Source organism: Dactylosporangium siamense (genome assembly GCF_016862795.1).
Lineage (GTDB): Bacteria > Actinomycetota > Actinomycetes > Mycobacteriales > Micromonosporaceae > Dactylosporangium > Dactylosporangium siamense.
In genome coordinates, this window is the sequence record NZ_BONQ01000172.1 from 39,135 (window position 1) to 62,807 (window position 23,673).

Here is a 23,673-nt window from a genome sequence, read left to right on the forward strand (position 1 = left end):
GCACACAGTATCGAAGCTGCCCGCTACCCCCCACCCGTCCCGGACCCGGCCGAGACAAGCGGGAACGGCTCAGCGGCGGCGTCCGCATCCGGCTCGGCGAGCGGGATCTCCGCGGTCAAAGTCGTGCCCGCCGCCACCGGGCTGGTGACGCCGAACCGGCCGCCCAACGCCTCGACGCGGTCGCGCAGACCGACCAGCCCCGTCCCGTCACCCGGTTTGGCCCCGCCGATCCCGTCGTCGTGGACCGACAGCCACACGCTGCGCTCGTCCGACTCCACCGCGACGCAGGCGACGGATGCCCGCGAGTGCTTGGTGATGTTGGTCAGCGCCTCCGAGACCACGTAGTACACGGCCACCTCCACCCGCTCGGGAAGCCGCTTCGGGACCTTCAGCCGCAGCTCGACGGGCACGATGCTGCGCCGGGCCAGCTTGCGCAGCATCGGGCCGATCCCGCCCTGGGTCAGCAGCGCCGGATGGATGCCGCGGGCGAGGTCGGTCATGCTCTCGTGGATCTCGGTGAGATTCCGGACGGTCTCGGCCAGCAGCTGCCGCGCCGCCGGCAGGTCGTTCAACGCCGACTCCTCCGCCATGCGCAGTCGCAGGGCGAGTGAGACGATGCGCTGCTGCGGCCCGTCGTGCAGGTCCCGTTCGATGCGGCGCCGGGCGTCGTCCGCCGCGGTGACCAGCCGCACGCGGGAGGAGATGAGCCGGGCGCGGTTCTCGGTGTTCGCGATCGTCGTGGCGACGAGCTCGGTGAAGGCCAACAGGCGCTTCTCCGCGGCGTCGGGGATCGGCTGCGGCTGGTAGGACATGACGAGCGTGACGCCCCAGAGCTCACCGTCGACGACGATCGGCACGCCGAGGCCGAGGTGGATGCCGCGGGAGCGCAGTTCCCTGGCGATCGGCCCGGTGGCGGTGTCGTAGTCGACCCGTGCCGTGCGGCGGGTACGCAGGATCGTGCTGACGATGTTCTGGCCCTCAATGGGCAGGTTCGGGTGGTCGGACAGCAGGTCCCCGCGCTCGTCGCGCTCGGAGATCGCCGTGACGGTGCGGTCCGACTCATACCGCATCAGTGCGGTGTGGAACCCCGGGAACAGGCCGTGGAGCTCGGCCGTCACCGCCGCGAACACCGCTGCGGGCGATCCGCCCGTGGCGACCATCGTCGCCACCCGCTGCAGTGCCGCCTGCTCCGCCAGCAACGCCTGGGTCGCCTGTTGGCTGGTCCGTAGGGTATCGATGAGCTCCTGGCGCTCGATGGCGGTGCGAACGATCGAACCCAGTGCCGGGCCGAGCCGGTCCCGGAGGCGCTCCAGCGTCTTCGGCGGGGTGGTGGCGGGCACGACGAGCCGCACCGCGGGCCGCCCCCCGTCACCGAGTTTCAGCACGGTCGCACCGCCCATGCTGTCCAGGACCGTAGCGTCGCCGACCTCGATCGACACGCGCGGGAGACCGAACCGGGCCGCCAGGCGACGCGACCCGGCCCGTAGCCCGGACGCCAGATCGTCCTCGCCGAGGATCTGGCGGGCGACCTCGACGGAGATTTCGGCCTCGTCCGCCCGCTGGTGGGCCTCCTCGGACCGCTCCCGGGCGAGGTCGGCCAGCCAGCCGCTGATGACGGCCACGATCCCGAAGATCAGGGCCCGCTGCCCATCCTGCACCAGGCTCAGGTGCAGGCCGCCCGGAGGCACGTGAACGACGTTGAACACCACCGTGCTGGCCAGCGCGACGGCGATGCCGAGCCGGGTGCCCCATACGGTCGTCACCGCCACCACGCCGAGGATGTAGACGCCGGCACTCGGCTGGACATGCGGGTGGGCGACCTGCAGCATCGCGAGTATGGCCGTCTCGGCGGCGATGACCATCGCCGCGACGGCCACACCGACGAGGAGCGGTGGTCGCGTCGGCAGCGTCCACGACGTGAGCCGACGCCGAACCCCGTTGGTCACCGTCATTCGGCCTCCCGGTCGGCGAGGTCGCGGGTGTGGGACCAGGCCTGCCGGGACCGGTCCGGCATACACACGTCGACCGTTCGCCCTCCCGCCGACCGCCAGCACCACCCGATTCGGGTGACATCGCGCCGCCGTCGGTACCGCTGCCAGCGGCGCGGAAACCCGGTTCCGGGTGTGAACGCCTCCGCCGGGGGAAGGGCCGTAGCTACGGCGATCTGAACGCACGGCTGCTGGGCCCGGCGGTGCCGTCGCACCCGGTCCTGCGGGCCGGCGCCGAATCCGCCGCCGTCGCACCGCCACAGGAGGTTGCCATGTCAACAGCCAAACACTGGAGCGTCGACGTCTACATCGGGGAGGACGACGGACGCACGTCCGCCGAGGCTCGCCTGCAGACCGACGACGCCGGCCAGCTCCGCGGGTACGGCGAGGCACGCCTGCATCCCATGGACCACGACGTACCGGAGATCGGCGACGAAGTGGCCGTGGCGCGGGCGCTGTCCGACCTGGGCCACCGCGTGCTGCTCGCCGCCGCGGCGGACATCCAGGCCTTTTCCGACGTGCCGGTGCGCCTGGCCCGCTAACAGCGGGACGAGCGGTGCCGGCCGCCCGGCGGCCGCATCGCGAGGCTCATGCCGGCCAGTTCGCCGACCCGCCTGTTGCCCGGTCTCCGCGTCCTCGCCGGGTACCAGCGCGGCTGGCTGCGTGCCGACCTGATCGCCGGCGTCACCGTCGCGGCGTACCTGATCCCGCAGGTCATGGCCTACGCCGGCCTCGCCGGGCTACCACCGGTCGTCGGGCTGTGGGCGATCCTGCCGGCCCTGGCCCTGTACGCCGTGTTCGGTTCCTCCCGGCAGCTGTCCGTCGGACCGGAGTCCACGACCGCCATCATGACCGCCGTCGTCGTGGGCCCGCTCGCCGCCGGCGATCCGGCCCGCTACGCACGGCTGGCCGCCGGCCTGGCAGTCGTCGTCGGGCTGCTCTGCCTCGGGTGCTGGGCACTGCGGTTCGGGTTCGTGGCCGACCTGCTGTCCAGACCCATCCTCGTCGGCTACCTGACCGGCGTGGCGCTCATCATGATGGTCGGACAACTGGGAAGGCTCACCGGCGTGCCGGTCACCGGCGACACCTTCCCGGCGCGGCTGCTGTCCTTCCTCCGGAACCTGTCCCACCTCCACGTCGGCACGCTGCTGTTCGCCGGCGCCGTGCTCGCGTTTCTGTTCCTCGCGCAACGGCGCTTCCCGGCGCTACCGGTGCCGCTGCTGGCGGTCCTGCTCGCCACCGTCGCCGTCGCGGTCTTCGGGCTGGAACGCCACGGCATCAGCGTCGTCGGCCAGATCCCGGCCGGCCTGCCCACCCCGTCCCTGCCGCACCTCGAGGACCTCCAGCACCTGCTGCTGCCCGCGGTCGGCGTGCTGCTCGTCGGCTACACCGACAACATGCTCACCGCCCGCGCGTTCGCCGCGCGCCAGGACAGCACCATCGACGCCAACCAGGAACTGCTCGCCCTCGGCACCGCGAACATCGGCGCGGGCCTGTTCCGCGGGTTCCCGGTCAGCAGCAGCGGCAGCCGCACCGCACTCGGCCACGCCGCCGGCAGCCGCACCCAGCTGTACTCGATCGTCGCCCTGCTCTCGGTGCTGGCCGTGCTGCTGTCCCTCGGCCCGCTCCTGGCCCGCTTCCCCACCGCGGCACTCGGCGCGATCGTCGTCTACGCGGCGGCGCAGCTGATCGACGTCGCCGGTTTCCGGCGGCTCGCCGCGTTCCGCCGCAGCGAACTGCTCCTCGCCCTCGCCGCCCTGACCGGCGTCCTCATCCTCGACATTCTCCACGGGGTGCTGCTCGCGGTCGCCCTGTCCGTGACCGAGATGCTCGCCCGCATCGCCCGCCCCCACGACGCGATCCTCGGCATCGTGCCCGGCCTGGCCGGCATGCACGACGTCGACGACTACCCCGCCGCACACACCATCCCCGGACTGGTCGTGTACCGCTACGACTCGCCCCTCTTCTTCGCCAACGCCGAGGACTTCCGCCGCCGCGCCCTCGCCGCGGTCGACGACCATCCCGGACCGGTCGCCTGGTTCGTCCTCAACGCCGAGGCCAACATCGAGGTCGACATCACCGCACTCGACGCCCTCGAGGCGCTGCGGCGCAAACTGGAAGGCCGGGGCATCGTCTTCGCGCTGGCCCGGATCAAACGGGACCTCCTCGACGACCTCGACGCGTTCGGCCTCACCACGTCCGTCGGCCCCGATCGCATCTTCCCTACCTTGCCGACCGCCCTGGCCGCGTATCACGACTGGCGCCGCCGGCATCCCCCGACCGAGCCCACCAGGCATTGATGCGGCACGCTGTATTTGGGCCGGCCCGACAGCGGCCGTGCTGCGGGGGGCGATGACTCCGGCGGAGGTCACCTGCGGTAGGACCGACCCACCTTCAATCAACCACGCCGCGATGTCGCCGTCGTCGGCCTGGCCGCTCGCCGTAGGTCGATGATCGGACACTTCCCTGCCGCCGATCACTCGACCCCGGTCGAGTGAACGGCTGGGATGACCCGCGCGCTGCTACCGTCCAGCAGCATGATCCGCCCGAAACCGCGCCCGGCCCGGCGACGCATCACGGCGCGCGACTTCAACCACCGGCTCGGCCACGTCCACGTCCGCACCTCCATCCTGCGCCGGGACCTGCCGTGACCACGCTGCTGTTCGTCCGGCACGGCGAGTCCGTGCACTCCGTGGAGGACTTCGTCGGCGGGCCGCGCGCCTGCCGGGGACTCACCGACCGCGGCCACGACCAGGCCCGCGCCCTCGCGCTCTCCCCGCAACTGCGCGACGCCCGGCCGGTGGCCGTCTACTCCTCCACGCTGCGCCGCGCGACAGAAACCGCGACCGCGATCGCCACGGCGCTGGGGGTACCGTCCGAAGAGGACTGTCGACTGTGCACGTGGCACCTCCCTGACTACGCCGACGGGCTGCCGAAGGCGCAGCTGCGTGAGCACGCGGTGCCCGGCGGCGGGGTGTTCCGGCCGTTCCAACGGGACAACGAGACCTGGGCGGAGCTGGTGGTGCGCGGCAGCCGGGCCGTCCTCGACATCGCCGAGCGGCACGAGGGCTCCACCGTCGTCATCGTCGGGCACTCCGAGACCGTCGAGGTGTCGTTCCACGCGCTCGGGCTGCTGCCGCTGTTCCGCCCGTTCGACCTCGCCGTTGCGCCCGCCTCGATCACCGAATGGCACACCGACCAGCCGCCGACCGCGTGGCCGCCGCCGCGATGGACGCTGACCCGGTTCAACCACACGGTGGCACAGCTCCAGCCGCCGACCGACGCAGGTCAGGCGAACAGCGCCTGACGTCCCGGCGCGGCCGGCCCGGGACGCTCTCGCGGCTTCACCTGCCCCGTGAACGGGCGCCGTGGCAGGCCGTGAACGGGCGCCGTGGCAGGCCGTGGCCGGTCTCGCGTGCGCCGCGTCGGGCGCCGGGTCCGCGCTCAGCCCACCGGGCCGTCCGCGGTCGCGACGGCCTCGGCCTGCGCCGCGGCGTGCCGTGCCTGCCGCACCGCCTCGAGCTCGGCCTCCAGCTCGGCGATCCGGGCGGACTGCTCGTTGATCAGGCCGATGACGTCCGAAGAGCGCGCGTTGACGGCGGCGATGATGGCGGCCGTGTCGATGTTGGTGCCACCGACGGCGAGCGCGCCCAGCGCGGCCAGCATGTCCTGCTCCCGCAGCGCCGACGCGGCCAGCGCCCCCTCGATCGTGCTGAGCCGGTTGGCAAGGGCCTTGAACGGCGGCGGGAAGTGGAACCGGTCCGTGCCGCGGCCGTTCGCCGGAGTGCCCGGGTCGACGAGCAGGGCGACCCACTCCCACAGGTCCGCCTGCTGCTGTTCGGTGAGCGCCATGAACGGGTCTCCTTCGCTGAGCGGGTCGTAGGAGTCGGCCCGGCTGTCGTCGTCGCAGTCCGACCGGCCCGAGATGTGGACGTGCCCCTTGTCCGTCGAGGATCTGGTGGTGCGGTTCGGCATCCACCGCTCCTGGCGGCAGACCCCCTGCTCGTCGGTCCAGTTGATGTACTTGATCCACAGCACGCCGGACCGGCCGGCGTCACGGTCCTTGATGAGCTGCCGGGCGATCGCCGCGTTCTCCGCCCGGCCCTTGGCGGAGTCGGTGCGCGGCATGACATCCAGCGCGTGCCCGAACCCGGCCGCCGACTTCCCCGGCCAGCCGGTCGCCGAGAACGGCGTGTGGTCCTCGGGCGTCGACGCGCGCAGGTGATCGTCATCCGGGAAGTCATACACGGTCAGTCCGTGCCCGCGCAGGATCCGCTGCAACGCGGCCGCGGGGCGTATCAATGTGTACTTCCGGCCACTGGCGAGCCAGACGAAGTAGGCCAACGAAGGCGCCATCGCTCCTCCTCACTAGGCGCCAGAATACGGAGCGTCGCCGTCAACACACGCGACCGTGTCGTGAACCCGTCGTTGATCGCAAAACGGTTGATGGCCACCGACCCGCCGAGCCGATTGACGACGCGCGCCCACACGACTTCCGCGACGCGTCCTCCTCGACGAGGCAGGCCCAGTGCGGCAGTTCACGGCACTTGTGGCCACATGCTTATCGCGCTACCTTTGCCAGCGTGCAGCCCTCCGACGAACCCCTCTACCTCGCACTGGCCAGCGTCTTACGAGATCGCATCAGGCAAGGCCTCTACCCAGCCGGCTACGCGTTGCCGATCGAGGCCGCGATCTGCGACGAGCACAGCGTCAGCCGCATGACCGTCCGACGCGCCCTCGCGGTGCTCCGCGAGGAAGGCCTGGTCAGCAGCAGGCGCGGCGCACCCTCCAGCGTCCGGGCAACCTCAGCACGCCGAACCCTTGTCCTACGGCACGACGACCGCCTCATCAGCCGCATGCCGAGCCGCCATGAGCGAATGAAGCTCGGTATGGATGTCGGCGTTCCGGTGCTGGAAGTCGACCGCGGCGACGGCACCAGCGAACTCCACCCCGCGGACCAGGTGACGGTCACGTGCCACGCGTCATCGTCGCCGCCCCTACCGCGTTGATCAGTCCGCCAGCAGCACCTCAACGCGCTTGCTCAGGTCGAACTGCCGCATCCGGTCTTGGTCCGAGTGCCGGGTGGGCTGTCTGGTCGGTGGTTTCCGGCGGCCGGGCCGGTGGAATCCGTCCGGGTGCGACCAGTCCGCTGAGGGCGCCGGCCAGTGACAGCACCGCGCAGGCGACCATCGCGGCGATGAATCCGCTGTTGAAGGTCTGGCTGGACGCGTAGCCGCCGGCGGAGGCGAACGCCGCCACGACGACGGCGACACCGAATGCTCCACCGAGTTGGCGCATGGTGCTGTAGATCAGGACCGCGGCGATCGGAATGTTGATCCAGAAGATCCACGGCCAGGAGACACTGGTGACGATCGCACCGCCCAACAGCGGTCCCACCGGAACCGCCAACCCGGTCACGCCGGCGAAGACACCGATCGCCTTGGACCGCCGGTCGGCCGGGACGGCGGCACCGAGCAGGGCCAGCGCCAGCGGCATCAGCAGTGCGGCCCCGGCGCCCTGGACCGCACGCGCCGCGATCAGCGCGCCCACATCCGGTGCGAGCGCGCAGGCGGCCGACGCCACCGCGAACACCGCCAGTCCGGTGATGAACATGCGTCGCCGGCCGAACCGGTCGCCCAGCGCGGCCGCCGTCATCAGCAGCACCGCAAAGGTCAGCACATAGGCGGTGACCGTCCACTCCAGCTCCTCGATCGAGGCGTGCAGCGCAGTGCGGATGGCGCCCAGCGCGGACGTGACGACCAACGAGTCCAGGGTCACCGTCATCGCCGCGAGCGCAGTCACCACAACCACCCACCACTGCGCAGCCGTCAACGCGGGTGATGTGCTGTTCGATGGCATGCTTCCCTCCGTCTTCGCCGGCGGTACGCGCGATTCCGAGACCTGGTCCAGCCGCGTGCCGTGCACGCTCAGCGCGATGTCGCGTTGCCGCACCACTACACCGCCGCCTGCTCGCTCGCCGGTTCGGTCCGGCGGGAAAGCGGCCGCAGAATGCCGTCCGGAAATCCGACCAGGCCGTGCGCGAGCATTCGGCGGTGGGCGATACGCCAGCCGGTCGGGGTGCGGTCGAAGCTGTCGACATAGCGGGCCAGAATGATCGGGTCAGCCACCGCGCCCGGCGGCCGGTGCCATGCGTAGACGTAGGACGTCGTCGCGGCGTGATCCGCGTCGGGGAAACTGATCTGCACGTTCGAGATGTGATGACTGGTCGCCGTGCCGTCGAGGAGCTGGCGCGTGAGCCAGTCGACCAACGCCGCTGACGAATGCAGGATCTCGGCCTCGCGAACGCCGTATTCGGCCAGGCAGTCGTCGGTGAACACCCCGGCCACGGCGGTGAAGTCCCGCTCGTCGACGAGCCGGGCATAGGTATGCAGGACCTCGGTGATGGCGGCTCGGTCGGTGAGCTCGCGGACGGCGATGTCGATGTCGATGGACACGGTTCCTCCTGCTGGCATCGGACGCGACAGCGCGTTGTCGCTCCAATCAGGTAGACACCGCGACATCGGGAAAAGGGGCGCCGGCCGACCGGCGCGTTCGCCCTGCCGCCCATGGCAGCGTGAAGCCGCCTGACACCCCGGTCAGACCGCAGCGCCGGGCCCGTTCACACCAGCCGGTTGCCGTTCTCCAGATACGCCGTCACGCCGTCCACGGCCGCCCGCAACGCGGCTGCGGTCCGGCGGGCCAGCAACGGCGACAGCCGCTCGTGGGCCTCTGCTGCCGTACACCACGCCCAGCTGCGTAACTCGTCGGCCGGCAGGCGAATCTCCCGCTCGGTGACCGCCGGGAGCACCCCTCCGTCGAAGAGGAACATCACGCCCTCGGTGCGGCCGGGTTGCGGTGGCACCCAGTCGACCACCAACAGCCGGCCCGGCGACACCACCAGGCCCAGCTCCTCGTGCAGCTCCCGCACCGCGGCGTCGTACGGCGACTCGTCGCCTTCGACCGCGCCTCCCGGCAGCTCCCAATGGTCCTTGTACGTCGGCTCGACCAGCAGCACCCGGCCCGCCGCGTCACGGAGGCACACGCCGGCACCCATCCGCTTGCGTGGCAACGTCGCCGTGTAGTCGTCAGTCGATGTCGTCACCCTCGGAGGCTACCGCCGCACTCCCGCCGTCGAGGTCGGCGAAAGCCTGGCGGCGGCCGTAGCAACCACAGCCGTCCACGAGGGCGACGGGTCAGGCCGACCTCGGCCAGCAGCGCATCGGTCTGTGTGGGCGCTGGACGCCCTCAGAGGTTCCTGTAACGTTCGGTGATGTCTGGCGCTGTTCGGCGATTGTTCGGCACTGTTGCCAGCACATGTCAGCAGCTACCTCATCAGCAAGGAGCCCACGCTGATGTCGTCCACAGCAGGCGAGCTCGTTACCGAGGTGTTGGAGTACGACGGTGGACGTCAGGTCACCGCCTACGTCCCGGCGGCTGCGCCCGAGGCAATCGTCTTTGCCGGAGACGGCCAGTTGATCACGTCGTGGGGACCGGCTCTCGAGGCCGCCGATCTACCGCCCACGATGATCATCGGCGCGCACCGGCTGGAGGACGAGACGCTGCGGCTGCACGAGTACTCACCGGGCCGCAGCACGGACGCGTTCACCTTCGACCCGCGACGGTTCGCGGCACACGAGAAGTTCTTCGTCGAGGACGTGCGCCGATGGGCGGCGACCCGCCTGGGCGCCGAGCTGCCGGCCGACCGGACGGCGGCGTTCGGTGTCTCCGCCAGTGCGGAACTCGCACTGGCCATGGGGCTTCGGCATCCCGACATCTACGGCGCGGTCTTCTGTGCCTCGCCCGGTGCGGGCTACCGGCCACCCGCCGTGCTGTCCGGCAGGTTTCCACGCACCTATCTCGTCGCCGGCACCGACGAACCGTTCTTCCGCGACAACGCGACCCGGTGGGCGAACGCGCTGCGCGATGCGGGTGGCGACGTTGTCCTGACCGAACGGGCCGGCTCGCACGGCGACCCATTCTGGGAACAAGAGTTTCCGCTGATGGTGGCGTGGGCGTTCGGACACTGACCGGCCCGACGCCCGCCGAAGGCCAACGACGATCGCGTTACCGTCGTTCGTTGATCAACTCGTGCGACTCACCACAGCAAAGAGCAGCTACGTGATCTACCTCTGCCTCGGCGGGGTTGGCCTCGATCTGCCCACAGGAACCCGAGGAGTCGGACGCACGTTCGATTTCAGTCGGCGTGGGTACCAACGCCGCGACTGCCAGACCCATAGCCTACGGAGACGTCGTCGGCCGGCAGGTGGTCGGCAGCGATCAAACGGGGGTTTGTCCATGGCGGAGATTGCGGTGCCGGTGCAGCGGGAGCGGCGGACGTTCGGCTGCAGCGTGGACGTCACGGTCGGCGGCGAGCCGGGTGTGCTGACGGTCGGGCGGGCCTCCGACGGCGCCCCGCGTCGCATGGAGTTGCGGGCGGGCGTGCACGGCTCGACGCTGGCCGGGCTCGCCGACGCGCTGGCCACGGCGATCACCGTCGGTCTGCAGCACGGTGTCCCTGCCGATGTGCTCGCGGACGCGCTGCGCCGCGCCGCGCTCGACTCCCCTGGCGACGGGCACGCAGCGCTGCTGGCCGAGACGTTCGCCGTGGCACCGCCGCCCGCCCTCGTGGTGCCGACGTGACCGACGAACCGACGCGACTCCGGCACGCGCTCGTCAGCACGTTGGTCGACGCGGGCTGGCTGACCGATCCGCGGGTGGCGGCCGCGTTGCGGGCGGTGCCGCGGCACCGGTTCGTGCCGGGAGTTCCGGTGCGGCAGGCGTACGCGAACGACGTGGTCCACACGAAGTTCGACGTCGACGGGCGCCCGATCAGTGCGGCGTCGCAGCCGCGGATCGTGGCGACGATGCTGCAACAGGCCGGAATCCGGGCCGGGGACCAGGTGCTGGAGATCGGCCTGGGCACGGGCTACAACGCGGCGTTGCTCGCCGAACTGACCGGGCCCGACGGCCGGGTGACGAGCGTCGACGTGGACGCCGACATCGTCGAGGCAGCGGCTGCGAACCTCGCCGCGACCGGGTACGCGTCGGTGCGGGTGGTGTGCGGCGACGGCGCGTTGGGCCATCCGCCGACGGCGCCGTTCGACGTGGTGATCGCGACCGTCGGCGCGTGGGACGTGCCGTCGGCGTGGCTGGACCAGATCGCCGAGGGTGGACGGCTGGTGGTGCCGCAGCGGATCCGCGGTGCCATCACCCGGTCTGTCGTGTACCAGCGTGACGCCGCCGGCCGGTGGGTGAGCGTGGACCACGAGATGTGTGGGTTCATGCCGCTGCGCGGCGGTGCCGCCGACGACCCGCACCACAGCCACGATCTGACCGGCGACGGCCGGGCCCGGCTGGACGTGTACCAGGAGCAGCACGTCGACACCGCCGCACTTACCGGCGTGCTGGACCAGCCACGGTCCCAGATCCGCACCGGTGTGCGGCTCCGCGGCGACGAGAGCCTGGAATGGCTGTGGTTGTGGCTTGCCTGCGCGTTGCCGGGCGGCCTGGGCACACTGCACGCCGGCCGGGCGGCCCGTGACGCGGGGCTGGTCGTCGCGCCCTACGGGGTGTGGCTGATGGCGACCACCGATCACGGCACGCTGGCGTACGCCACGGCGGTCGATCCGGGCACCGGCGGGGACGGCGTCGAGATCGCCGTCGTCGGTCACGGCCAACAGGGGCTCGCTGAACGGTTGGCGGCGGAGGTCGTCCGCTGGGACCGCCGTGGCCGCGACCGCGCCGTGCGACTGATCCTCGAACCGGACGCGGCACCGGACACCGTGGGAGACGCGGACCAGGGCCGGTTCGTGTTCGCGATGCCGAGCGGACTGCTCACGGTGCGGTGGATCGATGACGCCGCCTGACACCGTCCGGTCAACGCCGGCTGGTGGCGCGGTGCGACGACTCGGCTGCCGGTACGCGTCGCCGCCCGAACCAGGCCCCGACGCGAAGACCGGAACGGTCGGCCGGCCTTGAGCAAGGATCAGGCTTGGGACGTACGGAATGCGCGCCTTGCGCCGCGGTCGGCAAGCGTGGTCACCACCGTGAACCGGTCGGGCGGCGGATCACGGCGGGCGCCGAGGCGTTGCAGCACATCCTGGGAGGTCCGGACGGCCCACGAGCACGACCCCTGAAAGATCTTTTGGTCTGGAGACCTGAAAGATCATCAGAGGTCGTGCTCGCTCGCAACTCGCCCCAGAAGGCACTTTTTCTATCTACTCAGAAGCGAAAGCACTCAAGACCCTGAAACGCCTGGGTCATAGTTGCGCCGTTACCTCATCGAGCGCGTCGTTGTAGGTTTTGACCGTGAGGCCGCTGGTTTGCAGGGCGTTGAGCTGCTGCGCGAAGTCGGCCTGGTTGGTGTCGTACTGGCCGCCGTCGGTGTCGCCAGTCGGCACGACCCGGTGGTAGACGAGCACCAGCCAGGTGTTGGTGGCCTTGGCCTGGTCGAGCCAGCTCTGGAGCTCGGCCACGGTGGTGTCGATCTCCATGTTCTGCACCCGGATGCGATAGATGTCGAAGTTGTCCTTGCTGTTGAAGCCCTCATCCACCGAGCGGTGCGATCGGTAGGACTTCTTCACTTCGTCGATCACGGTCGCGTTGTAGTCGCCGTAGGGCGATGCAAAGTTTCGCACGGCCTGACCGGAGACTTGCTGAAGATATTGCTGCGAATGGGTCAACTCATTGCGGAGCTGGGCCACGGGAATCTGCGAGAGGAATGGATGCGTGATGGTGTGCGAGCAGATCTCGTGCCCGGCGTTGACGAAGGCCTGGACATTCTGGGGGGCGCCCGGCACGCCCTCGATGGCCTCGGTCATGTAGCACTGGGTGCTCTTGAAGTTCCGGGCCTGAAGCAGTGGCAAGGCCGAGGTGGCATTACTTTCGTGGCCGTCGTCGAACGTCAGCGAGACGAGTGGCCGGCTGAAGCCGGTGGGCGTATACGGCTCGAGGCTGTAGTCGTCGGTCTGCACCCAACCGTTGCCGGTGAGGAAAACGAAGACCGAGACGGAGGCGGCGTCACTCGGCACGGTGAAGGTGTCAGTGTATTTCTGCCAGGTCGTCGCGGCGTTCGCGGGCGGCAGGGGCTGCGGCATGCCGAAGTACGCCGCCGTGCCGTTGCTGCGATTGAACTGGGCGACGACGTGCGGTTGCGTGTTGGTCTTGTACCACACGCTGAACCGGTACTGCTTGTTGGGTTCGAGCGGTAGCGCCTGGTGCATCCATTTGGCGTCGCCGTCCGTGTAGTTGCTGACGGTCACCTTGACGCTGTGGCTGCCCGTGTGGCCCTCGGCGACGTAGCCGAAGCTAGCGGTGTTGCTTCCCCAGTTGCCGGTGCTCCAGGACGTCGGGACACTACCGTTCGCCGTTTCGACCGAGGGGTTTGCGATGGGGTTGTTGGGGATCGGTGTGCCACCGGCAACCGTCAGGCTGGCATCGTCGAGCGTGAGCGAACCGTTGGCGGCAATGACGTGGAAGACGCTGAGCTTGCTGACGCCGGCCGGGATCGACACGGTAAAGCTTGCCTTTTTCCAGGTGCTGCTCGCCGCCGCGACGGCCAATGACTCGTAGAAGACAGTGTTGTCCGGCCTGGTGAATTGAACGATGAGCTCGGTCTGCACGCTGGACTGGTACCAGTCACTGAAGGCATAGGAGAGGCCTGGCGTGACCGCCACGGGGGTGAAATACCATTTGGCGTCACCGTCGGTGTAGTTGGTGACCGTAACCTTCACGCTCCGGGACCCACTGTGGCCGGTCGTGAGATAGCTGAACGCCGCGGTATTGCCGCCCCAGTTGTTACTGGTCCAGCCATCGGGCTGGTTGGCGTTGCCGGCGGACGCCACCTCTACAGATGGGTTGGCAACGAGCTCGGTCGGCGGCGGGGGCGTCGTGGCTCCGGCCGTCAGGCTGGCATCGTCGATGGTCAGCGAGCCGACGTTGGCGAGCAGATGGAAGACGGTCACACTCTGGGCATTCGCCGGCGCGGTGAAGGTCTGCGTGGTCTGGCCCCAGGCGGTGCCTGTCGTGGCTGGCGCGGGGGCCAACTCGACGTAGCTGAAGCCGCCGCCGGTAGTCGTGAACTGCACGACCAGGCTGGTGCTCACGGTCGCCTGGTAGTAATCGCTGAAGGTGTAGGTGGTGTTCGGCGTGACCGCTACGGGCGTGAAGTACCATTTGGCATCGCCGCTCGTATAGCTTGTGGTCTGAACCTTGACGCTGCGCGTGCCGCTGTGACCGGTGTTGAGGTAGCTGAAGGTGGTCGCGTTCGTCCCCCACACCCCTGTTTGCCAGGCCGTCGGCGTCGTCGCGTTGGCTGCGGTTTCGACCGACGGGTTGGCGATGAGATTGGTGGCCGCCCACCCGCTCGGTACGTTGAAGAACAGAGCACCCATTCCTATGAGTGCGGCTGATGTGACTGTGAGCAGTTTTCGCATGGTGCCACCTTGTCAAGTGCTTCTGGCGTATCGACCCTCAGACCCGACGCTGTGCATGTAGTGCGAATCTGACATAGCGTCTGTTTTGCTGGCGATCGTCCATGGCTGGAGTGAACTGCGACTACTGAAAGAAATGCCATCTGCACACGAAGTGAGACCGCCTTGAACCCTGGGACAAGTCAGTAAAGGTTTCCTCCACCGGAAGATCAGACGGCTGCCCATGGTACAACGGCCTCTACGTCGTTGTATGTCCGGCTCGATCGCCGGCCGACCGGATCGCGGTCCTCGACTACGGACGGGTGGTCGCCGAGGGAACCGCAAAGAAAGACTCAAGCGCCGCATCCCCAGGGCATTTGCAAGAACGCTGTTGGTTGACTCGCTGCGATTGCTTGCCTTATGTCCTTTATGGGTAGCGTGCCGAAATGTCGATGCAGCCGAGGGCGTCGGTGGAGATCCCGGCGGCGCCGTTGCATTGAGCGTTGGCAATATGCCCAGTGAGCCGGCGCCCGGCGGCGTGTGCCGCGCCGCCGGGCGTCAGTCATCGCCCTCGTCGTCCGGCCAGCTGGGCGTGTCCGACAGCTGCCAGCAGGTGAGCCGGTACCGCTCGACGCCCTCCAACGCGACCCTCACGCCCGCGACCGCGTCGGGTCCGGCCCGCATCGCCTCCTGCCACAGCCGGCCGGCCTGGGCCCTGCCGTGGCCCTCGATCCGCGCCGCGTAGGTCCCAGGGCCGGGCGGTAGTTCGATCCCGAGCCGGAACCGGGGCTCGGTCGAGTGCGGCACGGACAGCCGGCCGCCGGGCAGCTCCAGGGTCCCCTCGCTGACGAGTTCGGCGGTCCCGTCCCGCGCCGCCGGGCCGTCGTGGACCTCGACCGTGAGCGCGATCCGCGCCAGATCCGAGATGACCTCAACCATCACCGCGTTGGGCGCCCAGCCGACGGCGTCCGCACCGGCGCCCTGCCGCGCCACGGCAAGGTTCGGCAGGTCCTCGCAGGTCGGATCGATCGCCGCGAAGAGCCCGTAGTCGGCGCTGACGGAGGTCTGCTCGGACATGACTCGGATGGGTCCATCGCCGTCGACCATGCCGCCGTTGTACCAGAAGGCGACCGGCCCCTCCGTCCAGCCGGCCCGATCTCCTCGACGACGGTCAATGATCAGTCAGGGTCAAGAGCCAAGTTCGTGGCGCCGACGGCCGAGCTGGTGCAGCAGGAAACCGATCCGTTCCGCGAGCTCGGCCGCCGTGCGGCGGAACGCGGCCACGCCGTCGGGCTGGCCGGCGGGGTCCACGGTCGACCAGTGCACGGCCTCGGGATCGCCCGGCAGCGCCGGGCAGACCTCCCGGACCTTGTCGCACAACGTGATGACGTAGTCGAACCGGTCCCCGTCGAACTCGTCCAGGTGCTTGCTCCGCGCGCCGGTGAGGTCCACCCCGTGCTCGCCCATCACCTTGACCGCGTTGCGGTGCACCGGCTTGGGATGACTGCCGGCACTGCGCGCCAGCACCCGATCGCCGCCCCGGCTGCGCAGCAGTCCCTCGGCCATCTGCGACCGGGCGCTGTTGCCCGTGCACAGGAACAGCACCGACACATCGGCGCCGTCCGGCTGCGGCGGCGGCGGTGCGAGCATCAGCGCCGGATGCAGCGCGCCGCCGGCCTGCGCCAGCAGGCCCGCGCAGCGAGCCAGGTCAACGGCGTAGTAGGTGTCCCGGCCATCGAAGGAGCTGCGCCGGCCGTGCACCAGCCCGCCCTTGCGCATGAGGCCGAGGTGGTAGGACACCAGGTTCTGCGGCTTGCCGGTCAGCTCGGTCAGCTCGGTCACCTGGCGGTCGCTGCGCGCGAGCTCGCCGAGCAGCCGCCACCGCAGCGGATGCCCGGCAAGGCGCAGAAACTCCGGCGGATCGAAGCCACCGCCGGCCGGAGACTGTCGATGCCGCACCCCCGGATAATACATCAAAGCAGTAGGATGCATTTTGTCACGGTGGTGTGCGGTACCGCCATCGAGATGTTCACCGACGCGCCGCCGAGCGGTCATGATCGCCCCGGCCCGTCCGCATACGCTCCGACGCACCACGGCGGACTCCCAGGGAGTGGAACACGGTGACGGCATCCCAGCCATCCGACCCGGACGACCCGGACGGCCTCACGACCGGGGACCACTCGCCGCGCGTATCGCTGCGCACGATCGTGGCGCAGTGGACGCGGATCGGGATCACCGGGTTCGGCGGGCCGCCGGCGCACATCAGCCTCCTGCGGCAGCTGTGCGTCACGAAGCGGGGCTGGATCGACGCCCACGAGTTCGAGGACGGCATCGCCGCCACCAACCTGTTGCCCGGTCCGGCCTCCACCCAGCTGGCGATCTTCTGCGCCTGGCGGCTGCGCGGCTGGGTCGGCGGGCTGCTCGGCGGCGTCTGCTTCATCGCCCCGGGCCTCATCGTCATCCTCGGCCTGTCCGTGCTGCTGCTGTCCGGGCATCCGGCCCCGGCAGTGATCGGCGCCGCCGCCGGCGCCGGAGCCGCCGTCGCCCCGGTCGCCGTCCAGGCCGGAGCGACCCTCGTCCCGGCGAGCTGGCAGCGCACCGGCGCGACCCGCGGCGGGCGGATGCGGTGGGTCGCGTACGCGGTCATCTCAGCCGCCTCGGCGATACTGCTCGGCCCCTGGCTGGTCCTGGTCCTGCTCGCCGCCGGTGCCGTCGAAGCGACCTGCCAGGGGCACCGCCCCCGGATCAGGCGCGCTCCCCACCCGGGGCTCGCGCTGGCGGGCTGGGCTTCGGTCGGCACCCTCGGCTCGGTGGCCTGGACCGCGCTGAAGGTCGGCGCCCTGTCCTACGGCGGCGGCTTCGTCATCATCCCGCTCATGCGCGCCGACGCCGTCGATCGGCACCAGTGGCTGACCGGCGACGAGTTCCTGTACGCGGTCGCGCTCGGCCAGATCACCCCCGGACCCGTCGTCCAGACCGTCTCGGTCATCGGCTACGCCGCCGCCGGCATCGCCGGTGGCCTGCTCGCCGCGGTGGTCGCGTTCACCCCTTCGTTCGTGTTCGTCCTCGGCGGCGGCCGGCACTTCGACCGCCTCCGCGCCAACCCGGCCGCGCAGGCGTTCCTGTCCGGGGCGGGACCCGCCGCCATCGGCGCCATCCTCGGCTCGTCGGTCCTGCTCGCCCGCTCCATCACCCACACCTGGCAATGGCCGGTCCTGGCCCTCGCGGCCATCTGGCTGCTGGTGTTCAAACGCGGCGTGGTCAGCGCCCTCATCGGCGCGGCCGCGCTCGGTGTCGCCGCCGCCCTGGCCGGCCTGCCGTTGCACTGAACCCCGGCGGGGTCGGATCCCGGCACATCGAATGCATCAAGCCGATGAGATGTATTCTGCGGATGACACAGACTGGAGGTGTACGTCATGACCGAGCCAGACCTGCGTGCCAGCGTCCGCTACCTGGTCGACGACGTTGCGGCAGCCGTCGACTTCTACACCGCCCACCTCGGGTTCGAGCTGCACACGCGCGCCGGGGACGCCTTCGCGGACGTCGTGCGCGGCCCGCTCCGGTTGTTGTTGTCCGGACCCGCCAGCTCCGGCGCCCGGGCCACTCCCCCGGACGCCGCCACGCCCGGCCACAACCGCATCCACCTCGTCGTCGACGACCTCGACAGCGAGGTCGACCGGCTGCGCACCGCGGGCGTGCAGTTCCGCAGCGCGCCGATCTCCGGCCCCGGCGGCCGCCAGATCCTGCTCGCGGACCCGGCCGGCAACCTCATCGAGCTGTTCCAGCCCGCCGCCCGATAGCGGCCGCAGTCATTCGTACCCCGGTCGCACCGTGAAACCCGCTGTCCGTCCAGGGGAATCGTCGGCCAGGATGGCCTGGTGAACTCATGGGACACGGTGTTTCTGGCCCGGCACGGTCAGACACAATGGAACCTGCAGCGGCGCAAACAAGGCCGGCTCGACTCGGCGTTGACCCACGACGGCGTCGCGCAGGCGCACCGCCACGCGGCGGCCCTGCAGGGACACGGCATCGACGCCATCTTCGTCAGCCCACTCGGACGAGCGGTCGCGACGGCCAGCATCATCAACGACGCCCTCGGCCTGGAGATCGACGTGGTCGACGAGCTGGCCGAGGTCGACCACGGCCAGTTCAGCGGCTTGATCGACGACCAGATCGACACGCAGTTCCCCGGTGAGCGGCAGCGCCGGGCCGCCGACAAGTACCACTGGCAGTTCCCCGGCGGCGAAAGCTACGCCGACGCCGCAACCCGGGCAGCCAGCGCCCTGCACCGGATCGGCCACCAGCCGGCACGACGGCCGCTGATCGTCTCGCACGAAATGATCGGACGCATGCTGCAACTGCACCTGCTCGGCCTCGACCCGCAGGCCGCTCTCGCCCGGTCGCACCCGCACGACGTCGTCTTTCAGATCGATCCGGCATCCCGGGAATGCCACTCCATCGGACCGGGCGGGGTGTCGGCGTGAGGGTGACGGTATTCGCCAGCGCGTCCGCTCAGGCACCCGATCGGTTCGTGCACGCCGCCACGGCGTTCGGACGGGACCTTGCCACGGCCGGCGTGGGTCTGGTCTACGGCGGCGGCAAGACCGGGCTGATGGGCGCCGTCGCGGATGGGGCGCTGTCCGCGGGCGGCGAGGTGGTCGGGGTCATGCCGCAGTCGCTGGTGGACGCCGAGATCGCGCACCCCGGGCTGTCGAGCCTGCGGATCGTGGGGTCGCTGCACGAACGGAAGGCCGCGCTGGCCGACCTCGGCGACGGTTTCGCCGCCCTTCCCGGCGGTGCCGGTACCCTCGAGGAGCTGTTCGAGGCGTGGACCTGGCAGCAGCTGGGTCTGCACACGAAGCCGGTCGCGCTGCTCAACATCGACGACTACTGGAACCCGCTCCTGCACGCCCTGGATCAGATGACGGAGACCGGATTCGTCCGGCCCGCCGACCGTCAGTCCCTCATCGTCGCCTCGGACGCCGCGGAGCTGCTCACCGCCGTGGCGACGTTCGTGCCGCCGCCGGGCAAGTACGACCGGTCGGCGCGGACCGGCACCTCCTGAACCGCGTCGTCGGCCGCTCTCGGCGGCCAGGCTTCGAGTTGCGCGCCGATCGCGACCGCCCGGCCGGGCTCGTCGAACACCTCCTCCAGCACCGCGCCGGCCGCGGTGAGGGACCTGCCGATGAGGAGGCGTTTCAGGTCGACGCCGAACGGCAGGCCTGGGCGATCACGTGCGCCCAGGCCCGCACGCCCGAGGCGAGCGGCACGATACGGTGACTGCCATGGGCGAGGTTGAGGTCGATGCCGAGTCGGAGCGGGCGGCGCGGCTGCTGGCCGCCGAAGTCACCGCGATGGAGCTGTTCGCCGAGGTGGAACGGCGCGGGCTGATCGCGGCGGGACGCCGGGACCGGCAGATCAGCGACGAGATCCGCGACCTCGCGGGCAGCATGTTCGGTGTGCAGAAGTACTGGCACAAGCGGATCGTCCGGTCCGGGCCGCACACGCTGCAGCCGTACAAGGAGAACCCGCCGGACCGCGTGATCGAGGCCGACGACATCGTGTTCGCCGACTTCGGCCCGATCTTCGACGGTTGGGAGGCCGACTTCGGCCGCACCTTCGTCATCGGCGACGATCCGGTGAAGCATCGGCTCAACGCGGACCTTGCGACGATCTTCGCCGCCGGGCAGCAGCACTTCCTGGAGCGGCCCGACATCACCGGCGAGCAGCTGTTCGCCCACGTGCAGCGGCTCGTCGCCGACGCCGGCTGGGAGATCGGCATCCCGCACACCGGGCACACCCTCGGCGAGTTCCCGCACGAACGCATCGAAGGTGACAAGGTCACCTACTACATCACCCCGGGCAGCGACCAGCCGCTGCGCCGTGCCGACGCCGCCGGGCACGCCTGTCACTGGATTCTCGAGCTGCACCTCGTCGACCGTGAGCACGGGTTCGGCGGGTTCTACGAGCAGCTCCTCGACCTCCAGCACCAGCCGAGCTGACCACAGAAAAGGCCCGGTCACTGTGACGAGGCCTGGGTGACGCTGCGGCTGCCGCCGTTGTAGACGATGACGTCGTCGCGGGCGCCGTATTCGGCGAAGGTGGCGAGGGCCTCGGCGCGCAGGATGTCGGTGTGGACCTCGACGCCGCGGGCGTGGAGTTGTTCCTTCCAGTCGGGGCGCATCGGGCCCTCGTCGAAGCCGGTGAGGTGTTCGACCTCGTCGCCCTCGCCGGCGATGACGAGACGGGCGACGCCGGACCAGAGGACGGCGCCGTAGCACATGGCGCACGGGCGCCAGTTGACGGCGAGCTCGACCGGGCCGCGGTCCGGGGCGCCGAGGTTCCAGGTGCCGAGGTGGGCCTGGGCCAGGGACAGCGCGACGACTTCGGCGTGCATCCCGGACAGGCCGCTGGCGAGGACCAGGTTGACGCCCACGGCGAGGATCTCGCCGGTACCGGCATCGGTGACCACCGCGGCGAACGGCCCGCCGGTGCCCTCGCGGTGGTTGCGGCCGGCGAGGCGGTGCGCGACCCGCATCCGGTCCTCGACCTTGGGCAGGACCGCGTCGACGGCGGCCAGCTCGATCGCGACCCAGTCGGGCAGCTGCGCGCCGAAGCGGGTGGTGGTCATCTGCATGGCGGGACCCCGTTCTACGCGGTGAAGAAGTGGCTGAGGCCGAGGCCGCGCAGGCCGCGCCGATACGCGACGGAGCTGCGGTCGGCGGCGATGTTGACCTCGATGCGCGGGTCGAGGGGCAGGTTCTCGGGCTGCTGCACCTCGACGATGCGCCGGTCCTCCTCAAAGACCCGCAGGTTGAAGTCGAAGATCTCCTGCGCCGGCTGGCCGGTGTTGAAGTCCTTCGCGATCGGCGCGAACATCCGGGTGCGGCGCGCCGAGACCGGCGAGGCGGCGTTCATGATGCACAGCCGGCCGCCGTCGGGGAAGTGCACGACCAGGGTCGCGGTGAACGGCAGGTGCAGCGCGAACCGGCGCAGCCACAGGAAGCCGGGCGGTGCCGGGTTCGGCACGCCGTGCGGGACGTTGGGCACGGTGGACCAGTAGTCGACGGTGAACCCGTCGGCGGTGCTGACCGGGTTGTACGCGGGCACCTCCACGTCGCCGGGGTCGCCGAACGTGTCCAGGTGCACGAAGCCGAAGTGGGCCACGTCCAGGAACCCCTCGACCTGCCGTCCGGCGAACGCGGCCACGTCGAACGGCGGGCACGTCACCCGCTGGAAGCCGGGCTCCTCCCACCCGGGCATCGGCGGCACGCCGTCAGTGACGCCGGTCAGGGTCGTCCAGATCAGGCCGTACCGCTCGACGACCGGATACGTGCGCAGGTGCAGTCGCGCCGGGATCTTCGCCGTGGGGTGTGCCGGCACCGCGACACACGTCCCGCCGGCGCCGAAGCGAAGCCCGTGGTAGGCGCAGGCGATGGCGGTACCGTCGCCGACGCCGAACGACAACGGCACGCCTCGATGTGGGCAGAGATCATCGGCAACGACCACGGTGTCACCGGCGCGGTAGACGACCAGTTGCGCGTCGAGCAGTGTCGCCGCGACCGGAGCGGCGCCGACGTCCGCGCAGCGGGCGACCGGATACCAGCCGCGGGCGAGCACGGCCCAGTCGGCCGGCTCGAAGGTGCAGTTGCGGGGCAGCGCAACATCGACGATGGTCATCGCAATGGCTCCAGGGACGTGCGGAGGGCAGGGTGGACCGCGGGTTCAGCGCTGCGGTTGCCAGCCGTGCGCGACCCGGCCACGGGTCCACGCGCTTTGGTGGGTGCGGCGGCGCACATCGGTCACCTGCACTCACCTCCTCGACGCGTCGTCCCGCCCATGCTGCGCGTGCGGCGTTTCACCGAGGTTTCCGCGATGTTGGATCCTGGACGTGGTCGCGGGCGCTCACAGCGGCCGGATCCGGTTCGGGAGGTCTTGGTTGCACGCGCGAACCCGGAACGGCACACCGTGGACACCCCGCTGCGGTGCGGTACTGGCATGCCCGCCGCAGGAGTACAGGTGATCGCAGGCCCGCGCCGGCACGCGGGCCTGTCCTGGGCGCAGGCGTACGCCACCGCGTGGCAGGTCGGGCGGCCGCTCGCACCGGTGTCGCTGCCGGTCGGCGACGCGCTGCGGCACGTGCTCGCGGCGCCGGTCGAGGCGCGCACGGCGGCGCCGGCCTTCGACGCCGCCGCGATGGACGGATACGCGGTCGCCGGTGCCGGACCGTGGCGGGTCGCCGGCAGGGTGCTCGCCGGTGATCCGGAGCCGGTGGCGCGGCTCGATCACGGCGACGCGGTCGAGATCGCCACCGGTGCCCGCGTGCCCGCCGGTGCCGAGGCGGTGCTGCCGTATGAGGACTGCCACCGGTGCGGCGACACGGTCCGCGGAACGCGGACCACGCGGACCCACATCCGGCGGGCCGGCGAGGACACCGCGCCCGGCGACCTGCTCGCACCCGCCGGACGGGTGCTGACGGCGACGGCGGCGGCGGCCGCTGCCCAGGTCGGCGTCGAGCGGGTCCGGGTGCGTCCCCGGCCGGGCGTCGACGTGCTCGTCACCGGCGACGAGGTGGTCCTGCACGGCCGTCCCGGACCGGGACAGGTCCGGGACGTGTTCGCGCCCCTCGTCACCGCGATCACCGACCGGGCGGGCGGGCGGCTCCGCACGTATCGCCGCGTCGAGGACGACCCGACCGCGTTGCGGGCGGCGATCGACACCTCGGATGCTCCGGTACTGGTCGTCACCGGCTCGTCGTCCGTCGGCGTCGCGGACCACCTCCACGACGTCCTCGCCGAGCGGTCGGCGACCTGGCACGTCGACGGCGTGGCGTGCCGGCCCGGCCATCCGCAGGCCCTCGCCCGCACGGCCGACGGACGGTGGGTCGTCGGTCTGCCCGGCAACCCGTACGCCGGGCTGGTCGCCGCCCTCACCCTCCTCGAACCGCTGCTGGCTGCCCTTGCCGGGCACCGCCGCCGCCCGCTGCCGGTGGCCCCGGTCTCCGGCACCGTCAAGCTCTTCCCGGGCGGATGCCGGATCGTGCCGGTCGAAACGGTCGACGACGGTGCCCGCATCGTGCCCGGCGCCCGGTCAGGGAGCCTGCGCGCGGCCGCCTCGGCCGACGCGCTCGCCGTCCTCGACGCCGGCTGGGCCACCGGCACGCCGGCGCCGCTGCTGCGCCTCCCCTGACGAGCCGCTGCTGTTCGATGGCAGTTCGGCCACCGGCGCGCGCCGACCGGCCATCGAGAACCGGACATGTCGCGGAACGGCGGGAC

The 23,673-nt window shown here is 70.7% G+C and carries 25 protein-coding genes; 14 read left to right on the top strand and 11 right to left on the bottom strand.

Annotated elements, in window-relative coordinates; translation table 11 throughout:
- Nucleotides 1-23 precede the first annotated feature (23 nt).
- Nucleotides 24-1,952: a sensor histidine kinase gene (locus Dsi01nite_RS51110; RefSeq protein ID WP_203853773.1), complete on the bottom strand. Its 1,929-nt coding sequence runs from the start codon at nucleotides 1,950-1,952 to the stop codon at nucleotides 24-26.
- 308 nt (nucleotides 1,953-2,260) lie between these two features.
- On the opposite strand from Dsi01nite_RS51110, the gene Dsi01nite_RS51115 reads away from it, so the two are divergent.
- The 3 genes from Dsi01nite_RS51115 to Dsi01nite_RS51125 all read left to right on the top strand — a co-directional run bounded on the left by Dsi01nite_RS51115 (nucleotide 2,261) and on the right by Dsi01nite_RS51125 (nucleotide 5,295).
- Nucleotides 2,261-2,530, top strand: coding sequence for a DUF1876 domain-containing protein (locus Dsi01nite_RS51115; RefSeq protein ID WP_203853774.1), 270 nt, complete (start codon nucleotides 2,261-2,263; stop codon nucleotides 2,528-2,530).
- Between the two features lie 48 nt (nucleotides 2,531-2,578).
- Nucleotides 2,579-4,288 (top strand): SulP family inorganic anion transporter, encoded by a 1,710-nt coding sequence (locus tag Dsi01nite_RS51120; protein ID WP_203853775.1) that lies wholly within the window; start codon nucleotides 2,579-2,581, stop codon nucleotides 4,286-4,288.
- Between the two features lie 347 nt (nucleotides 4,289-4,635).
- Nucleotides 4,636-5,295 (top strand): histidine phosphatase family protein, encoded by a 660-nt coding sequence (locus tag Dsi01nite_RS51125; protein WP_203853776.1) that lies wholly within the window; start codon nucleotides 4,636-4,638, stop codon nucleotides 5,293-5,295.
- A gap of 137 nt (nucleotides 5,296-5,432) precedes the next feature.
- Here the strand turns inward: Dsi01nite_RS51125 and Dsi01nite_RS51130 are convergent, their stop codons facing one another.
- Nucleotides 5,433-6,344, bottom strand: coding sequence for a hypothetical protein (locus Dsi01nite_RS51130; RefSeq protein ID WP_203853777.1), 912 nt, complete (start codon nucleotides 6,342-6,344; stop codon nucleotides 5,433-5,435).
- A 227-nt stretch (nucleotides 6,345-6,571) separates the two neighbouring features.
- On the opposite strand from Dsi01nite_RS51130, the gene Dsi01nite_RS51135 reads away from it, so the two are divergent.
- Nucleotides 6,572-6,997 (top strand): GntR family transcriptional regulator, encoded by a 426-nt coding sequence (locus Dsi01nite_RS51135; protein WP_203853778.1) that lies wholly within the window; start codon nucleotides 6,572-6,574, stop codon nucleotides 6,995-6,997.
- A gap of 19 nt (nucleotides 6,998-7,016) precedes the next feature.
- Here Dsi01nite_RS51135 and Dsi01nite_RS51140 read toward each other — a convergent pair whose 3' ends face one another.
- The 4 genes from Dsi01nite_RS51140 to Dsi01nite_RS59065 form a co-directional block, all read right to left on the bottom strand.
- Nucleotides 7,017-7,940: an MFS transporter gene (locus Dsi01nite_RS51140; RefSeq protein WP_203853779.1), complete on the bottom strand. Its 924-nt coding sequence runs from the start codon at nucleotides 7,938-7,940 to the stop codon at nucleotides 7,017-7,019.
- Nucleotides 7,941-7,942: 2 nt separating this feature from the next.
- The gene (locus Dsi01nite_RS51145; RefSeq protein ID WP_203853780.1) at nucleotides 7,943-8,443 is read right to left on the bottom strand and encodes a nuclear transport factor 2 family protein; all 501 of its coding nucleotides are present in this window, start codon (nucleotides 8,441-8,443) and stop codon (nucleotides 7,943-7,945) included.
- 164 nt (nucleotides 8,444-8,607) lie between these two features.
- Complete coding sequence (locus tag Dsi01nite_RS51150; protein ID WP_308442149.1) at nucleotides 8,608-9,090, bottom strand: NUDIX domain-containing protein; 483 nt, start codon at nucleotides 9,088-9,090, stop codon at nucleotides 8,608-8,610.
- Nucleotides 9,087-9,203 (bottom strand): DUF5956 family protein, encoded by a 117-nt coding sequence (locus Dsi01nite_RS59065; protein ID WP_373318953.1) that lies wholly within the window; start codon nucleotides 9,201-9,203, stop codon nucleotides 9,087-9,089. The genes Dsi01nite_RS51150 and Dsi01nite_RS59065 overlap by 4 nt, the downstream gene beginning before the upstream one ends.
- A gap of 137 nt (nucleotides 9,204-9,340) precedes the next feature.
- Here Dsi01nite_RS59065 and Dsi01nite_RS51155 point away from each other — a divergent pair, with 137 nt between their 5' ends.
- The 3 genes from Dsi01nite_RS51155 (at nucleotide 9,341) to fxlM (ending at nucleotide 11,854) form a co-directional block, all read left to right on the top strand.
- Entirely contained in the window at nucleotides 9,341-10,015 is a 675-nt protein-coding gene (locus Dsi01nite_RS51155) for an alpha/beta hydrolase (protein ID WP_239137021.1), read from the top strand.
- A gap of 268 nt (nucleotides 10,016-10,283) precedes the next feature.
- On the top strand, nucleotides 10,284-10,628 hold the full coding sequence (locus Dsi01nite_RS51160) for a TSCPD domain-containing protein (RefSeq protein ID WP_203853781.1): 345 nt from the start codon (nucleotides 10,284-10,286) through the stop codon (nucleotides 10,626-10,628).
- Nucleotides 10,625-11,854: a methyltransferase, FxLD system gene (gene fxlM / locus Dsi01nite_RS51165; RefSeq protein WP_203853782.1), complete on the top strand. Its 1,230-nt coding sequence runs from the start codon at nucleotides 10,625-10,627 to the stop codon at nucleotides 11,852-11,854. The genes Dsi01nite_RS51160 and fxlM overlap by 4 nt, the downstream gene beginning before the upstream one ends.
- Nucleotides 11,855-12,247: 393 nt before the next feature.
- On the opposite strand, the gene Dsi01nite_RS51170 is transcribed toward fxlM, so the two are convergent.
- The 3 genes from Dsi01nite_RS51170 to Dsi01nite_RS51180 form a co-directional block, all read right to left on the bottom strand.
- Nucleotides 12,248-14,422, bottom strand: a complete 2,175-nt coding sequence (locus Dsi01nite_RS51170) for a polysaccharide deacetylase family protein (RefSeq protein WP_203853783.1) — start codon at nucleotides 14,420-14,422, stop codon at nucleotides 12,248-12,250.
- Between the two features lie 534 nt (nucleotides 14,423-14,956).
- Nucleotides 14,957-15,475: a hypothetical protein gene (locus Dsi01nite_RS51175; RefSeq protein WP_203853784.1), complete on the bottom strand. Its 519-nt coding sequence runs from the start codon at nucleotides 15,473-15,475 to the stop codon at nucleotides 14,957-14,959.
- A 111-nt stretch (nucleotides 15,476-15,586) separates the two neighbouring features.
- Complete coding sequence (locus Dsi01nite_RS51180; RefSeq protein ID WP_239137022.1) at nucleotides 15,587-16,453, bottom strand: arsenate reductase/protein-tyrosine-phosphatase family protein; 867 nt, start codon at nucleotides 16,451-16,453, stop codon at nucleotides 15,587-15,589.
- Nucleotides 16,454-16,518: 65 nt separating this feature from the next.
- Between Dsi01nite_RS51180 and chrA the strand changes: the two genes are divergently transcribed.
- From chrA to Dsi01nite_RS51210, 6 genes are all read left to right on the top strand, one after another.
- Nucleotides 16,519-17,727, top strand: coding sequence for a chromate efflux transporter (gene chrA / locus Dsi01nite_RS51185; protein ID WP_203853785.1), 1,209 nt, complete (start codon nucleotides 16,519-16,521; stop codon nucleotides 17,725-17,727).
- Nucleotides 17,728-17,814: 87 nt separating this feature from the next.
- Nucleotides 17,815-18,198, top strand: coding sequence for a VOC family protein (locus tag Dsi01nite_RS51190; RefSeq protein ID WP_203853786.1), 384 nt, complete (start codon nucleotides 17,815-17,817; stop codon nucleotides 18,196-18,198).
- Between the two features lie 78 nt (nucleotides 18,199-18,276).
- Nucleotides 18,277-18,882 (top strand): histidine phosphatase family protein, encoded by a 606-nt coding sequence (locus tag Dsi01nite_RS51195; RefSeq protein WP_203853787.1) that lies wholly within the window; start codon nucleotides 18,277-18,279, stop codon nucleotides 18,880-18,882.
- Nucleotides 18,879-19,463 (top strand): LOG family protein, encoded by a 585-nt coding sequence (locus Dsi01nite_RS51200; RefSeq protein ID WP_203853788.1) that lies wholly within the window; start codon nucleotides 18,879-18,881, stop codon nucleotides 19,461-19,463. Before Dsi01nite_RS51195 ends, Dsi01nite_RS51200 begins: the two co-directional genes overlap by 4 nt.
- A 38-nt stretch (nucleotides 19,464-19,501) precedes the next feature.
- Nucleotides 19,502-19,678, top strand: coding sequence for a hypothetical protein (locus Dsi01nite_RS51205; protein ID WP_203853789.1), 177 nt, complete (start codon nucleotides 19,502-19,504; stop codon nucleotides 19,676-19,678).
- A 5-nt stretch (nucleotides 19,679-19,683) separates the two neighbouring features.
- Nucleotides 19,684-20,400 carry a M24 family metallopeptidase gene (locus tag Dsi01nite_RS51210; RefSeq protein ID WP_203853790.1) on the top strand — a complete coding sequence of 239 codons (717 nt, stop codon included), beginning with the start codon at nucleotides 19,684-19,686 and terminating at the stop codon, nucleotides 20,398-20,400.
- Between the two features lie 17 nt (nucleotides 20,401-20,417).
- On the opposite strand, the gene Dsi01nite_RS51215 is transcribed toward Dsi01nite_RS51210, so the two are convergent.
- The gene (locus Dsi01nite_RS51215) at nucleotides 20,418-21,035 is read right to left on the bottom strand and encodes a nucleoside deaminase (RefSeq protein WP_203853791.1); all 618 of its coding nucleotides are present in this window, start codon (nucleotides 21,033-21,035) and stop codon (nucleotides 20,418-20,420) included.
- Nucleotides 21,036-21,049: 14 nt separating this feature from the next.
- Nucleotides 21,050-22,078 carry a Rieske 2Fe-2S domain-containing protein gene (locus Dsi01nite_RS51220; RefSeq protein ID WP_203853792.1) on the bottom strand — a complete coding sequence of 343 codons (1,029 nt, stop codon included), beginning with the start codon at nucleotides 22,076-22,078 and terminating at the stop codon, nucleotides 21,050-21,052.
- A gap of 339 nt (nucleotides 22,079-22,417) precedes the next feature.
- Here Dsi01nite_RS51220 and Dsi01nite_RS51225 point away from each other — a divergent pair, with 339 nt between their 5' ends.
- The gene (locus Dsi01nite_RS51225) at nucleotides 22,418-23,587 is read left to right on the top strand and encodes a molybdopterin-binding protein (RefSeq protein ID WP_203853793.1); all 1,170 of its coding nucleotides are present in this window, start codon (nucleotides 22,418-22,420) and stop codon (nucleotides 23,585-23,587) included.
- Nucleotides 23,588-23,673: the final 86 nt, after the last annotated feature.